This is a genomic window from Thioclava sp. GXIMD2076 (assembly GCF_037949795.1).
GTDB lineage: Bacteria > Pseudomonadota > Alphaproteobacteria > Rhodobacterales > Rhodobacteraceae > Thioclava > Thioclava kandeliae.
Window position 1 is genome coordinate 672,002 of record NZ_CP149932.1, and the last position, 13,882, is coordinate 685,883.

General features: G+C 59.9%; 12 protein-coding genes and 2 pseudogenes. 11 read left to right on the top strand and 3 right to left on the bottom strand.

What is annotated here, in order from left to right; all coding sequences use genetic code 11:
- Positions 1 to 37 precede the first annotated feature (37 nt).
- The 9 genes from WDB91_RS03310 to WDB91_RS03350 all read left to right on the top strand — a co-directional run bounded on the left by WDB91_RS03310 (position 38) and on the right by WDB91_RS03350 (position 9,492).
- A complete protein-coding gene (locus WDB91_RS03310; protein ID WP_339113746.1) occupies positions 38 to 814 on the top strand; it encodes an enoyl-CoA hydratase in 777 nt (258 codons plus the stop codon).
- A 197-nt stretch (positions 815 to 1,011) separates the two neighbouring features.
- Entirely contained in the window at positions 1,012 to 1,278 is a 267-nt protein-coding gene (gene rpsT, locus WDB91_RS03315; protein WP_339113747.1) for a 30S ribosomal protein S20, read from the top strand.
- A 480-nt stretch (positions 1,279 to 1,758) separates the two neighbouring features.
- A complete protein-coding gene (dnaA, locus tag WDB91_RS03320; protein ID WP_339114439.1) occupies positions 1,759 to 3,156 on the top strand; it encodes a chromosomal replication initiator protein DnaA in 1,398 nt (465 codons plus the stop codon).
- A 143-nt stretch (positions 3,157 to 3,299) separates the two neighbouring features.
- Complete coding sequence (dnaN, locus tag WDB91_RS03325; RefSeq protein WP_339113748.1) at positions 3,300 to 4,418, top strand: DNA polymerase III subunit beta; 1,119 nt, start codon at positions 3,300 to 3,302, stop codon at positions 4,416 to 4,418.
- A gap of 27 nt (positions 4,419 to 4,445) precedes the next feature.
- Positions 4,446 to 5,501: a DNA replication/repair protein RecF gene (recF, locus tag WDB91_RS03330; protein ID WP_339113749.1), complete on the top strand. Its 1,056-nt coding sequence runs from the start codon at positions 4,446 to 4,448 to the stop codon at positions 5,499 to 5,501.
- The gene (locus WDB91_RS03335) at positions 5,498 to 5,935 is read left to right on the top strand and encodes a VOC family protein (protein WP_339113750.1); all 438 of its coding nucleotides are present in this window, start codon (positions 5,498 to 5,500) and stop codon (positions 5,933 to 5,935) included. The genes recF and WDB91_RS03335 overlap by 4 nt, the downstream gene beginning before the upstream one ends.
- 7 nt (positions 5,936 to 5,942) lie before the next feature.
- Entirely contained in the window at positions 5,943 to 6,563 is a 621-nt protein-coding gene (locus WDB91_RS03340; RefSeq protein WP_339113751.1) for a LysE family translocator, read from the top strand.
- 104 nt (positions 6,564 to 6,667) lie between these two features.
- Positions 6,668 to 9,118, top strand: coding sequence for a DNA topoisomerase (ATP-hydrolyzing) subunit B (gyrB, locus tag WDB91_RS03345; RefSeq protein WP_339113752.1), 2,451 nt, complete (start codon positions 6,668 to 6,670; stop codon positions 9,116 to 9,118).
- A 224-nt stretch (positions 9,119 to 9,342) separates the two neighbouring features.
- Positions 9,343 to 9,492, top strand: coding sequence for a hypothetical protein (locus WDB91_RS03350; protein ID WP_339113753.1), 150 nt, complete (start codon positions 9,343 to 9,345; stop codon positions 9,490 to 9,492).
- A gap of 176 nt (positions 9,493 to 9,668) precedes the next feature.
- On the opposite strand, the pseudogene WDB91_RS03355 reads toward WDB91_RS03350, so the two are convergent.
- Positions 9,669 to 10,468, bottom strand: a pseudogene (locus tag WDB91_RS03355) (integrase core domain-containing protein); the annotation flags it as partial.
- A gap of 67 nt (positions 10,469 to 10,535) precedes the next feature.
- On the opposite strand from WDB91_RS03355, the pseudogene WDB91_RS03360 reads away from it, so the two are divergent.
- Positions 10,536 to 11,665 (top strand): annotated as a pseudogene (locus tag WDB91_RS03360) (IS3 family transposase).
- A 591-nt stretch (positions 11,666 to 12,256) separates the two neighbouring features.
- Entirely contained in the window at positions 12,257 to 12,796 is a 540-nt protein-coding gene (locus WDB91_RS03365) for an AAA family ATPase (RefSeq protein WP_339113754.1), read from the top strand.
- A 148-nt stretch (positions 12,797 to 12,944) separates the two neighbouring features.
- Here the strand turns inward: WDB91_RS03365 and WDB91_RS03370 are convergent, their stop codons facing one another.
- Both WDB91_RS03370 and tnpB read right to left on the bottom strand, forming a co-directional pair.
- On the bottom strand, positions 12,945 to 13,214 hold the full coding sequence (locus WDB91_RS03370) for a transposase (RefSeq protein ID WP_339113755.1): 270 nt from the start codon (positions 13,212 to 13,214) through the stop codon (positions 12,945 to 12,947).
- 292 nt (positions 13,215 to 13,506) lie between these two features.
- Entirely contained in the window at positions 13,507 to 13,701 is a 195-nt protein-coding gene (gene tnpB / locus WDB91_RS03375; RefSeq protein WP_339113756.1) for an IS66 family insertion sequence element accessory protein TnpB, read from the bottom strand.
- Between the last annotated feature and the right edge of the window lie 181 nt (positions 13,702 to 13,882).

The following is a 13,882-nucleotide window of genomic DNA, read 5'->3' on the forward strand; positions in this document are numbered from 1 at the left end:
AGGACTCCGGTCTGATGAAAAGGAAAGGCACTGCCAAATGGCCTACCAGACGCTGATCGTCGAGATCGAAGATAATGTCGCCCTAGTCCGGCTCAACCGTCCGGAAGCACTGAACGCGCTGAACTCCGTTCTGCTGACCGAGATGGGGGACGCGCTGGCGAATCTCGACGCCAATGACAAGGTGCGTGCCATTGTCATCACCGGCTCCGAGAAGGCCTTTGCCGCCGGCGCCGACATCAAGGAAATGTCCGAGAAGGGCTTTGTCGGCATGTTCAAGGCCGATTTCTTCGGCGATGCCACCGAGAATTTCCTGCGCACCCGCAAGCCGGTGATTGCAGCCGTGTCGGGCTATGCGCTTGGCGGCGGCTGCGAACTGGCGATGATGTGCGACTTCATCATCTGCGCCGATAATGCGAAATTCGGCCAGCCCGAGATCAATCTCGGCATCTGCGCGGGAATCGGCGGCACCCAGCGCCTGACCCGTTTCGTGGGCAAGTCGAAGGCAATGGACATGCATCTGACGGGCCGGTTCATGGATGCCGAGGAAGCCGAGCGTTCGGGCCTTGTCTCCCGCGTGGTGCCGACTGCCAAACTGGTGTCCGAAGCCATGGCTGCCGCCTCGAAGATCGCCGAGAAATCGCAGCTTTCGGCCATGGTGGTGAAGGAGGCGGTGAACCGCTCCTACGAGACCACCCTGCGCGAGGGGCTGCTGTTTGAAAAACGCATGTTCCACGCGCTGTTTGCCACCGAGGACCAGAAAGAGGGCATGGCCGCCTTCCTCGAGAAGCGCGAGCCGCAATTCCGCGATAAATAAGCGCGGTCACTTACGCGAAATGCCGGGCCTCGGGGCCCGGTTCTCATTTGGGGCTTCCCAACTTGGCAAAATTGCCGTATAGGCCCCCTTCAAATGCGTGTGGAGCCCGCTTAGGCTAGAATCAACCGGTTCACTGGTGTGCCCGGGTTTTGCATGCAGTCGCATATTGTACCAAACCCGAAAGTGGAAACACACACATGGCAAATACGCTCCAGTCCAAAAAGCGCGCACGTCAGAACGAGCGTCGTAACGACATCAACAAAGCACGTCGTTCGCGCATCCGTACCTTCCTCCGCAAAGTCGAAGAAGCCATCACCTCGGGCGACTACGCAGCAGCTCAGGAAGCTCTGAAAGTGGCGCAGCCGGAACTGATGCGTGGCGTGACCAAAGGCGTGATTCACAAGAACACCGCATCGCGCAAAGTGTCGCGTCTGGCGGCTCGCGTGAAGGCTCTGAACGCCTAAGCGATTCCCTTGCAAAAGCAAGATAAAAAGGCGCCATTTATGGCGCCTTTTTCATTTTTCGCAATGTTTTCAATAAGATGATATGTCCGAAATGCAACATGACGAAACTGTGGCAGATTCGATTCACGCAATCCGGAGTCAAGCGTGAAGTTCTGTTGCGACTCGTCAGCGAGCCGGAGTAGTTTCACTGAGCGATCAACGTCGCCTCGGGGGACTGACGCATCTTACCCTAGCTGGACCGGACAATAACGTCTGCCACGACAAGGATAACAACCGGACCAATTGGCCTGGGGGATGCGATTCCGATGCTGGAGGGCTGCCACCTCCCACATTTCGATTCTGTCGAAACCCGCGTGAGCGGGTCGGGTAACCTTGTCCTAAGTGCAGAAAATGCACCACGCGCCAAAATCTGTTTGGCGTGGTGGATCGTATTTTCCGAGAATCGTTGGTCGCGAGGTGTGATAAGAATGGGCAAGAATGATGACCGACGATACTTGGGGGCGTGTGTGCGATGAGCTGCAAAAGAGCGTGGGAAAAAACAACTTCCTGACGTGGATTGCCCCGCTGAAGGTCATTGAGGTCGATGACGGCATTGCCGCCTTCGAGGCCCCTACAAAATTCATGCGCGACTGGGTGCAGCGGAACTTCTCCGAGGCGATCCAGAACGAGCTGCGCAAATTTGGGATTATCGTTGAGCGTATCGATCTTCGCGTGTCTTCGGCACCGATGATCCGTCCGGCCAATTCCGCCAATCCCGTCCAGCAGGCCCCTGCCCCCACGAGCACGCCACGCATTGCCCAGATCAAACCACGTCTTGCCCAGACGCAGGATGACGATCTGCCCGGCGCGCCGCTGGACCAGCGTTTTACCTTCGACACTTTCGTGGTCGGCAAGCCGAACGAGCTGGCCCATGCCGCCGCGCGCCGTGTGGCAGAAGGCGGTCCGGTGACCTTCAACCCGCTCTTCCTCTATGGTGGCGTGGGCCTGGGTAAGACCCACCTGATGCATGCCATCGCCCACGAGCTGCAAACCAAGCGCCCCGATCTGCGCGTGCTCTACCTCTCGGCCGAGCAATTCATGTATCGTTTCGTGCAGGCTCTGCGCGAACGCCAGATCATGGATTTCAAGGAGATGTTCCGCTCGGTCGACGTGCTTATGGTCGATGACGTGCAGTTCATCGCGGGCAAGGATTCGACGCAGGAAGAGTTCTTCCACACGTTCAACGCGCTCGTCGATCAGGGCAAACAGATCGTGATCTCCGCCGACCGTGCGCCGGGCGAGATCAAGGAACTGGAAGAACGGATCAAATCGCGCCTGCAATGCGGGCTGGTGGTGGATCTCCATCCCACCGATTACGAGCTGCGCCTTGGCATCCTGCAGACCAAGACCGAAAATTACCGGATGCAATATCCGGGCCTGATGATTGCCGATGGCGTGCTGGAATTCCTCGCCCATCGTATCTCGACCAACGTGCGTGTGCTTGAGGGCGCGCTGACGCGTCTGTTCGCCTTCGCCTCGCTGGTCGGCCGCGAGATTACGCTCGATCTGGCACAGGAATGTCTGACCGATATCTTGCGCACCTCGGACCGCAAGGTCACCATCGAGGAGATCCAGCGCAAGGTTGCCGAGCATTACAATGTCCGTCTTGCGGATATGATCGGCCCCAAGCGCGTGCGCACCATCGCGCGTCCGCGTCAGGTGGCGATGTATCTGTCCAAACAGCTCACCACCCGCTCGCTTCCCGATATCGGGCGCCGCTTCGGTGGCCGCGATCACACCACCATCATGCATGGTATCCGCAAGATCGAGGAGTTGAAGGGCGATGACCGCCAGCTGGCCGAGGATATCGATCTGCTGCGCCGCCTTCTGGAAAACTGATTTCCGGGAAAACCAAGCGAAATCTGTGTGAAAGCGGGCTGGTCCCTTGACCTGCCCGCCTTTGCGTTAGATTGTCGCGAAAATTCTTGTGTCCGGTGTCTTAGATGGTAACGTCACGGTCCGGACAGCCGTGAGGGATTGAAATGAAGATCAGCATCGAACGCGCAGAGCTGTTGAAAGCCGTCGCGCAAGCACAATCGGTTGTCGAACGTCGCAACACGATCCCGATTCTGGCCAATGTGCTGATCGAGGCCGAAGGCAGCACGATCTCCTTCCGCGCCACCGATCTCGATATCGAAGTGGTCGACCGTGCGCCCGCGCAGGTCGAGAAGGCCGGTGCCACCACTGTCTCCGCCGTGATGCTGCACGAGATCGTGCGCAAGCTGCCCGACGGGGCGCTCGTCACACTGATGGATGATCCTGCCTCGGGCCGTCTGGTGATCGAGGCGGGCCGCTCGAGCTTTACGCTGGCGACCTTGCCGCGCGAGGATTTCCCCGTGATGGCCAGCTCGGATTACACCGCGAATTTCTCGGCCAAGGCGGGCGAGCTGAAACGTCTCTTCGAGAAATCGCGCTTTGCGATCTCGACCGAGGAGACCCGCTACTACCTGAACGGCGTCTATCTGCATGTGGCCACCGCCGAAGATGGCCAGATGCTGCGCGCCGTGGCGACCGATGGTCACCGTCTGGCCCGTATCGATGCCCCCCTGCCCCAAGGCGCCGAGGGCATGCCTGGCGTGATCGTGCCGCGCAAGACCGTGGGCGAGCTGCGCAAGCTTCTGGATGATGACGAAACGCTGATCGAGGTCTCGGTTTCGGAGACCAAGGTCCGGTTTGCCACCCCGCGTATCACCCTGACCTCCAAGGTTATCGACGGCACTTTCCCCGATTACACACGCGTGATCCCGATGGGCAATACGCGCCGTCTCGAAGTAGATGCAAACGAGTTCGCCAAGGCTGTGGACCGTGTGGCCACCGTCTCGTCTGAACGTTCGCGCGCCGTCAAGCTGACGCTGGACGCCGACAAGCTGGTGCTCTCGGTCAACGCACCCGATGCTGGTGCCGCCGAGGAGGAGCTGGTTGTGGCCTATGCCGACGAGCGTCTGGAAATCGGCTTCAACGCCAAATACCTGCTGGAAATCGCCAATCAGGTCGATCGCGAGAATGCGGTCTTCATGTTCAACACCTCGGGCGACCCGACCCTGATGCGCGAAGGTGGCGACACCTCGGCGGTCTATGTCGTCATGCCGATGCGTGTCTAAGATCAGCCTCTTACGGGAAGTAACGCGATGCTATCGGAACTGAGCCTCTATCAGTTCCGGTCGCATCGCCGTGCCGTTTTGGCGCCGGATACGCGCCCTGTTGCGATCTTCGGGGCCAATGGTGCGGGCAAGACCAATATCCTCGAGGCGATCTCGCTTTTATCGCCTGGTCGGGGGTTGCGCCGCGCGCAGGCCCCCGACCTGATGCGCCGTGCTGAAAATGTCGGCTGGAAGATCCGCGCCCGACTGTCCGGCCACGAGGTGCAGACCGAGGCCGCACCCGCCCAGCCCCGTCAGGTGCGGGTGGATGAAAAACTTGTGCCGCAGACCGCTTTGGGGCGGCTGGTGCGCATTCAGTGGCTGGTGCCCGCGATGGACCGGCTCTGGATCGAGGCCCCCGAAGGGCGGCGACGTTTTCTGGACCGGATCACTCTTTCCTTCTTCCCCGATCATGCCGAGGCCAGTCTGGCTTACGAAAAGGCCATGCGCGAGCGGAACAGACTTTTGAAGGACGGCGCGGGCGATCCGCATTGGTATCAGGTGCTGGAGGCGCGGATGAGCGAGGCCGCAACCGAGATCCGTGGCGCACGCGCTGCCGCTCTTACGCGGATCGCACAGGCGCAAACGGCGGCCCAGACCGCATTTCCGGCGGCCGATCTGTCGGTTACCGGCGATGACACCGCAGATCTCGCCCTGTTCTGGGCCGAGACGCGCCGTCGCGATATGGCCGCCGGACGCACACTGGAAGGGCCGCATCGGGCCGATCTGACGGCGATCTACAGTGCCAAGGCGATGCCCGCCGATCAGGTCTCGACCGGAGAGCAGAAGGCGCTTCTGCTGTCTTTGGTGCTGGCCAATGCGCGCGCGATCGAGGGGGCGCCCGCCATCGTCCTGCTCGACGAGGTCTCGGCCCATCTTGACCCGAACCGCCGCGCAGCCCTTTATGACGAGATCTGCGCCCTCGACGCACAGGTCTTCATGACGGGCACGGAACGCGCTTTGTTCGACGCGTTGGGCGCGCGCGGACATTATCTTCAGGTCTCGGAAGAGGCCGCGACCTCGGTTCTGGAGGAAGTCGAATGAGCTATCCCGTGCAGCGCATCACCCTGATCACGCTAGGTGTGACCGATCTCGCCGCCTCCTGCGCCTTCTACGCGCAGCTGGGCTGGGAGCCTGCGGCGCAGCAGGACGGCGTGGCTTTCTACCAGATGCACGGACAGGGTCTGGCGCTTTTCGGGCGCGATGATCTGGCCAAGGATCAAGGCCGTGCGGGCGCGACCCTTGGCACGGGCGCCATGACACTGGCGCAGAATTTCGACACCGAGCCAGAGGTGGACGCAGCCTTTGCCGCAGCCCTCGCGGCAGGTGCCACGCCGCTCAAACGTCCCGAAAAGGTCTTCTGGGGCGGATATTCCGGCTATTGGTCCGATCCCGACGGCCATGTCTGGGAGGTCGCAATGAATCCGTTCTTGCCGCTGGCCGCAGATGGCAGCCTGACGCTGCCCCCGACCGAGTAGCCCTGCCATGACGATTACGCTGCATCAGGCCCTGTTCTATTCGGGCGCGCTTCTCGTGATCTTCCTGACCCCCGGACCGGTCTGGCTCGCGATGCTCGCACGCACCGTCTCCGGCGGCTTTGCCGCAGCGTGGCCGCTGGCCGTGGGCGTGGCGCTTGGCGATGCGTTCTGGTCCGTGCTGGCTCTTGTCGGCATGAGCTGGGTTGTAGAGCATGTCGCGGGCTTCCTGACGGTCCTGCGCTGGGTGGCTGCGGCGATGTTCGCCTTTATGGGCGCGATGCTGATCCGCCATGCCAAGGCGGGGATCTCGCAAAACAGCAAACTGACCCGGCCCGGACGCTGGGCGGGGTTTGTTGTGGGGGTCGTGGCAATCCTCGGTAACCCCAAGGCGATCCTGTTCTATATGGGCGTCGTGCCGGGCTTCTTCGCGCTCGACACGATCACCCCGGCCGATATCGCGGTGATTGCCCTGCTCTCGGCGCTCTGCCCGATGATCGGAAACCTGATCCTTGCCGCCTTTGTCGGCCGCGTTCGCAGACTGATTTCCAGCCCCGCGGCCATGACCCGCATGAACCGCATCGCAGGCAGCCTCATGCTTGCCGTAGCGGTATTGATCGCCCTTATTTGACAGGCCGCCCGTATCGCCAAGAAAGCCCCGAATTCTGTGGCTAAGGCGTGACATGGCGGCCCAAAACCCCTATAAATCGGGGACGTAAAAAAGGACGAGCAGGCATGACCGAAGAACACGTCAAGAAATCCGAATATGGTGCCGATTCCATCAAGGTTTTGAAGGGGTTGGAAGCTGTACGGAAACGCCCCGGCATGTATATCGGGGATACGGATGACGGGTCGGGCCTGCATCACATGGTCTATGAGGTCGTCGATAACGGCATCGACGAGGCGCTGGCCAATTATGCCGACTATGTCCATGTAAAAATTCACGCCGATAGCTCGGTATCGGTGCGCGATAACGGGCGCGGAATTCCGGTCGATATGCATGCCGAGGAAGGCGTCTCGGCGGCAGAGGTCATCATGACCCAGCTGCATGCGGGCGGGAAGTTCAACAATACCGATACCGATGGCAATGCCTACAAGGTCTCGGGCGGTCTGCACGGTGTGGGCGTTTCAGTGGTGAACGCGCTCTCGGACTGGCTCGAGCTGACCGTCTGGCGCAACGACAAGATCTACAAAGCCCGCTTCGAGAAGGGCGAATGCGTCGAGCATGTGCATGTCGTGGGCGACGAGGTCGGTGGACGTGGCACCGAGGTCCGCTTCCTTGCGTCCAACAAGGAAACCGACCCCGAGGGCACCTTCTCGAATCTCAACTACAGTTTCGAGACGCTGGAAAAGCGCCTGCGCGAGCTGGCCTTCCTGAACTCGGGCGTGCGTATCATCATCGAGGATGAACGCCCCGCGGAGCCGCTGAAGACCGAGCTGCATTACGATGGTGGCGTGCGCGAATTCGTCAAATATCTCGACCGTTCCAAGACGCCCGTGATGGAGAGCCCCGTCTATATGCTGGGCGAGGTCAACGGGATCGGCGTCGAGGTGGCACTGTGGTGGAATGACAGCTATCACGAGACCGTGCTGCCCTTCACCAACAACATCCCCCAGCGCGATGGCGGCACCCATATGGCGGGCTTCCGTGGCGCGCTGACCCGCACGATCAACAATTACGCGCAATCCTCGGGGATCGCGAAGAAAGAAAAGGTCAACTTTACCGGCGACGATGCCCGCGAAGGCCTGACCTGCGTGCTGTCGGTCAAAGTGCCGGACCCGAAATTCTCCAGCCAGACCAAAGACAAGCTGGTCTCCTCCGAGGTGCGCCCCGCGGTGGAAAACCTCGTGAACGAGAAGCTTGGCGAATGGTTCGAGGAGCATCCCGCCGAAGCCCGTCAGATCGTCGGCAAGATTGTCGAGGCGGCGCTGGCCCGCGAGGCCGCGCGCAAGGCCCGCGAGCTGACCCGTCGGAAAACGGCGATGGATGTGGCCTCGCTTCCGGGCAAGCTGGCGGATTGTCAGGAAAAGGATCCGGCCTTCTCCGAAGTCTTCCTCGTCGAGGGGGATTCGGCAGGTGGCTCGGCCAAACAGGGGCGCGCACGACAAAATCAGGCCGTCCTGCCGCTGCGCGGCAAGATCCTCAATGTCGAGCGCGCGCGGTTCGACCGGATGCTGTCCTCCGACCAGATCGGCACGCTGATCACCGCGCTCGGCACCGGTATCGGTCGCGACGAGTTCAATATCGACAAGCTACGCTACCACAAGATCATCATCATGACCGATGCGGACGTGGACGGCGCCCATATCCGCACCCTTCTGCTGACATTCTTCTTCCGCCAGATGCCGGAGCTGATCGAACGTGGCTATCTCTATATCGCGCAGCCGCCGCTCTATAAGGTCTCGCGCGGCAAGTCCGAGGTTTACCTCAAGGACCAGAATGCCCTGGAAGATTACCTGATCGCCCAAGGGGTTGAGGGCGCTGTCCTGAAACTCGGCACGGGCGAGGAGATCGTCGGCAACGACCTGCAGCGCGTGGTCGAGGAGGCCCGCGTCATCAAGCGGATCCTAGGTACCTTCCCGACCCATTATCCGCGCCATATTCTGGAGCAGGCCGCCATCGCGGGCGCGATGGTTCCGGGCGTTCTGGACAATGATGCGCAAGGCACCGCCGATGCCGTGGCCGCCCGCCTGGATCTTGTCGCACTCGAATACGAGCGTGGCTGGCAGGGTCGCCAGACGCAGGATCACGGCCTGCGCCTGACCCGTATCCTGCGCGGGGTCGAGGAAGTACGGACGCTGGATGGTCAGGTCATGCGCGCGGGCGAAAGCCGCCGTCTGGGCACGCATACCAAGGCACTACAGGATATCTACGGCAAACCCGCGCGTCTGCATCGCAAGGACCGCCACCAGCTGATCCACGGCCCACTGGAACTGCTGAACGCGATCCTGCAGGAAGGCGAAAAAGGTCTGGCACTGCAACGCTATAAGGGCTTGGGCGAGATGAACCCCGAGCAGCTTTGGGAAACAACGCTCGATCCGTCTGCCCGTACATTGCTGCAAGTGAAAGTGGATGACGTGGCCGAGGCCGACGACATCTTCACCAAGCTGATGGGCGATGTGGTGGAACCCCGCCGCGACTTCATCCAGCAGAACGCGCTAAACGTCGAGAACCTCGATTTCTAAGCCAATAGGGGTTTGCGCAGTATGATGCGCGAGCCCCTCTCCCTGCATGCCCTGTCTATGAGCTTGCATCTTGCAGGACCAGAGATTGTCCGTCCACGAGAATGATTTCCGGACCTACGGCGAAGTATGGCGTAGATAAGACGGCGATTAGATATACACAGGCTCAGGGCGAGCGGTTTTGTCTCAGGCGCGCCACTTTCCACCATTCGTCCAAGAAGTTGCCAATGGCTTCGCCGCTTGTTCAAACGGCCAGCGCAGGCGGCGAAGCCATCGCTGTGGAGAGAAGCGATACCGAGCCACCTACCATCTTGAAGCTGCCAGTTCAGCAGAAATGCGCCTTCATCGTGACCTGCCACGAGATTTTTCCTCCATGAACGATCAGAGTCCGGCCCAACTTAAGGACGGACAATGAATCCAATGAGATGCATGGACGAACAGATCATCGGCATCTTAGCCGATGCAGGATCGACATATATGGCAACGACGCAAAATGCGCCGACCTATGTCGCAAAACCTTGGTCTGCCCCACCTGAGTGGTCCGGTTTGAAAGTTAGTGCATCGTGGGTCTCTGGCCCACTGGCACGATGCTCTCTGACGCCGATGTGCGACATCCCAAAGAGCTATGTGGGCGCATCGTGTTGGAATGCTTACGCCAGCGTTCGATCAGGATCTGGGCCTCTTTCAGTGAATAGAAAACCTCCCCATCCAGAAACTCGCCACGAAGCCTGGCTTTGAAGCTCTCTACATAGCCGTTCTCGCAGGGCGAACCCGGCTCATGTAAGCCGTTTGGGCGCCTGCCGCTTCGATCCGGTTGCGGAGATTGGTGGTAATGTATTCGGGCCTGTGATCGGACCGTATGAACTCGGGGCGCCTCGGAGGATAAACAGATCGGTCAGTGCGTCGATGACGTCGACCGAGTTGAGCTTGCGTTTAACGCGGATCACCAGCACCTGCCCTAGGTGTATTCATCAACGATGTTGAGCATGCGATCGGCCCTTCCGTCCGCCGTCCGGTCCTGCACAAAATCCTAAGACCAGACATGGTTGGGCCGTTCGGCCCGCCGCCGCCAGCCAGAGCCATCCGCCAGCCAGAGCCTGCCCCGTTTCTTCTGTTTCTGTGGGACCGTTCGTTGGAAAAACAGTCCCCCGGACTGTTTTCTGATCCTCCTCACCCCTATCGCGCCGCCAAATCCGCTCGATCCGCTTGTGGTTGGCGCGACCTGCCCCCCTGGTTCAATAAACCGACGATCTGGCGATAGCCATCTCGCCCGTATTGGTGTGCCAGTTCGGTGATATCGGCTGTCAGTAGATCATCTTCCTAACGACCCGACGGGGTCGTGCGTTTGGTCGTGGTCTTGCCCCACTGAAGTGGTCCACTTTTAGGGATAGTTTATCCCGTATGATGGAGGACTACTTAGATGGCAGGCAAACGCGAGAAGCCGGAAGATATCGTCATGAAGCTGCGTCAGGTTGAGGTCTTGCAGGGTCAAGGCGCGAAGCTGGCGGATGCCGTGCGTCAGATTGGTGTGACCCAACAGACCTATTATCGCTGGCGGCGTGAGTTTGGCGGTATGAACCGCGATCAGCTCAAGCGACTGAAGGAACTCGAGAAAGAGAATACGCGGCTTAGACGGGCCGTATCAGATCTGACGCTCGACAAGCTGATCCTGACGGAGGCGGCTCGGGGAAACTTCTAAGCCCTTCGCGTCGCCGACAGTGCATTGACCATGTCCGGCAGGAACTTGGCGTTTCTGAGCGCTGTGCCTGTCAGGCCTTGGAGCAGCACCGCTCAACCCAGCGCAAGATCCCGGTTAGTCGTCAAGATGAAGCTTTACTGACGGCTGACATCATTGAACTGGCAAGGCAATACGGACGGTATGGCTATCGCCAGATCACTGGCTTGTTGGTTCAAGCGGGCAGGTCGCGTGAACCATAAACGGGTCGAGCGAATTTGGCGACGCGAGGGGCTTAAAGTCCCGCAAAAGCAGAAGAAACGCGGGCGGCTCTGGCTGGCAGATGGCTCTTGCGTCCGACTGCGGGCCGAGCGGCCGAACCACGTCTGGCCTTACGATTTCGTCCAAGACAAGACCGCGGACGGGCGAGCCTACCGCATGCTCAATATCGTCGATGAGTACACCTAGGGCAGGTGCTGGTGATCCGCGTCAAACGCAAGCTGAACTCGGTCGATGTCATCGATGCGCTGACTGATCTGTTCATCCTTCGCGGCCCGCCGGAGTTTATCAGGTCAGATAACGGCCCTGAATTCATTGCCACCAAGCTGCGCAACTGGATCGATGCGGTGGGTGCCAAAACGGCCTATATCGAGCCAGGATCGCCCTGGGAGAATGGGTATGTGGAGAGCTTCAATGCTAGGCTTCGCGACGAATTGCTTGATGGGGAGGTGTTTTATTCGCTTAAAGAAGCCCAGATCCTGATCGAACGCTGGCGCCAGCATTACAACACGCTGCGCCCGCATAGCTCTTTGGGATATCGCCCACCAGCACCCGAAAGTATCGTGCCCGTAGACCAAAGGCCCACGATGCACTAACTTTCAAACCGGACCACTCAAGTGGGGCAGACCATTCTCGCTAATTTTTGGTCTAGCCATAGGAACTTGGAGCCTTTCCCTTCTAGACGTTCTTGGGTCGTGTGCCCTTGCCTTATCTGCGTCCATCATTGTGATGGCTGTCCTTGAAGCCTTGGCGCTCCTAACTAACGATCGCATTTTGCGACTGAGCTTAGGATATATCCTCGTAACCTCAGCATTCTTAATACCTTCAATTGTGCCGTAAGAGCAGAAAATACAGCTGTGAAGCACAGAAGCCGGCCGCCGCGCCGGCTTTTTCATGTGCAGCCAAAGGCAATATTATCTGACGAAAAAGGCAGCTTCAGTTCAGCATCGAGATTTTCAAGCACTGAAATCAAAGGGAAACTTGGACCTCCGAGGCAGAACTTTCTGACAACTCCCATTTACTTGAAAAGCACCAGATAGTTCTGCCTTTTTCGTCAGAGGATTTGCCTCTGCCGCCGTGCAGGCGGGTGCTGTTTTCCCTATGAAAATCCATGCTGCTTTTATCCGCGCCTTTTCGGCGTGTCGATCGCTGCGCAGCCCTTCTCCTGTAAAACCCCAGGATGGCCCATGAGCGACCATTTCTTCGTCGTGACGGGCGGTCCCGGTGCGGGCAAGACCAGCCTCATCACCGAGCTCGCCCGCCGCGGTTTCCATACAATCCCCGAATCCGGCCGCGCGATCATTTTCGAAGAATTGCAGCGCGGCGGAGACGCCCTCCCCTGGGCCGATCGCCTTGCCTATGCCGAACGAATGCTGGAGCAGGACCTGCGCGCCTACAGCGCCACACAGGCACTCTCAGGCGCCGTGATCTTCGACCGCGGCATCCCTGATATCTTGGGCTACCTGACCCTCTGCGGCCTCCCCGTGCCGCCCCACGTCGCCGCAGCAGCCAAGTCAGCCCGCTACAACCGTCGCGCCTTCCTGGTGCCGTTCTGGGATAAGATCTTCACGCAAGACAGCGAACGCAAGCAGACTCGCGCCGAAGCTGAAGCGACCTGTGCCGTCATACGGGAGACCTACACCGCGCTCGGATACCAAATCACGGAGTTGCCGCGCGCCGACATTACAACACGCGCCGACTTCATCTGTGCGCAGCGGGTCAACTGACCGTGATCGCGACATTCCGTGGCGAAACTGCTGAAGCGGACAAACCGCATGGTCCCTCCGGCCTCCCGCTGCCTGACACTCACGGCCCATTGCCGTCATTCGTGCCATTGCATCCGATGGCCGGTCTCAGCGCTTTTTAGACACTTCCTCATCGTCGCTCGAACCGATGGCGCGACACTGGCGAGCATTCAAGGCTCTTCGGTTCAATAACACGTTCGATGCGCGGCAGATCCGCGGGCAGATAGCCGAGATTGCGCCGCTGTGTCCGGCGCGGCTGCGTGGTGGATGGCGCTGTCTGCTCCTTGCGGGTCTCGACCGCGGCGACGGCCAGTTCCAAGTCTTCGAAGGCCGGTTGCCGATCATCCTCGCTCAATTTCTCCGAGCGTTTGCCATGCACGATATGGTTCAGCTCAGCCACGAGATACTCGAGCCGCCGGTTGGCTTCCTTGAGGGCGTCCCGCTCCTGCAGCCGCGCCCAAACCGCGGGGCGTTGGACACGCGCGGATTATAGCGCGCCCAAGGTGCCGATGTCCTCGCATTCTCTGGGGTGAGTCATTCTGCCATAGCTGGTCTGCGCATCTCCAGCGATCGCACACTACGCCAATCCAGGCCGGCAAACAGGGCCTCGAACTGTGCCCGGTTCAGCGTCATTGCCCCGTCGCGGATCGCAGGCTAGGTAAAGGTGCCTTCCTCTAGCCGCTTGTAGGCCATCACAAGCCCCTGCCGTCCCAGAACAGGATCTTCATTCGGTCCGCGCGCTTTGAACGGAACACGAAGACCGTGCCGGTGAAGGGATCCTCGGTGAGCGTCGACTGGACCAACGCCGCGAGACCGTCATGCCCCTTCCGGAAGTCGATAGGCTTTGTCGCCCTCAAGATCCCTATGCCCTGCGAGGGCAACAGCATGGACGCGCCTCCAGCGCATGGACGATCTGCGCCATCCGAGTGGCGGGGATATCATGCGCGAGCTCAATCACGACAGCACCCCGAATAATCCTGATCGGGGTCGTCTGCGATGTTACCTCTCGATGCGATCCCTCCTCGGTGACGTGGCAGACAACAAGAGGCGCAAAGACAGGTTCCGCAA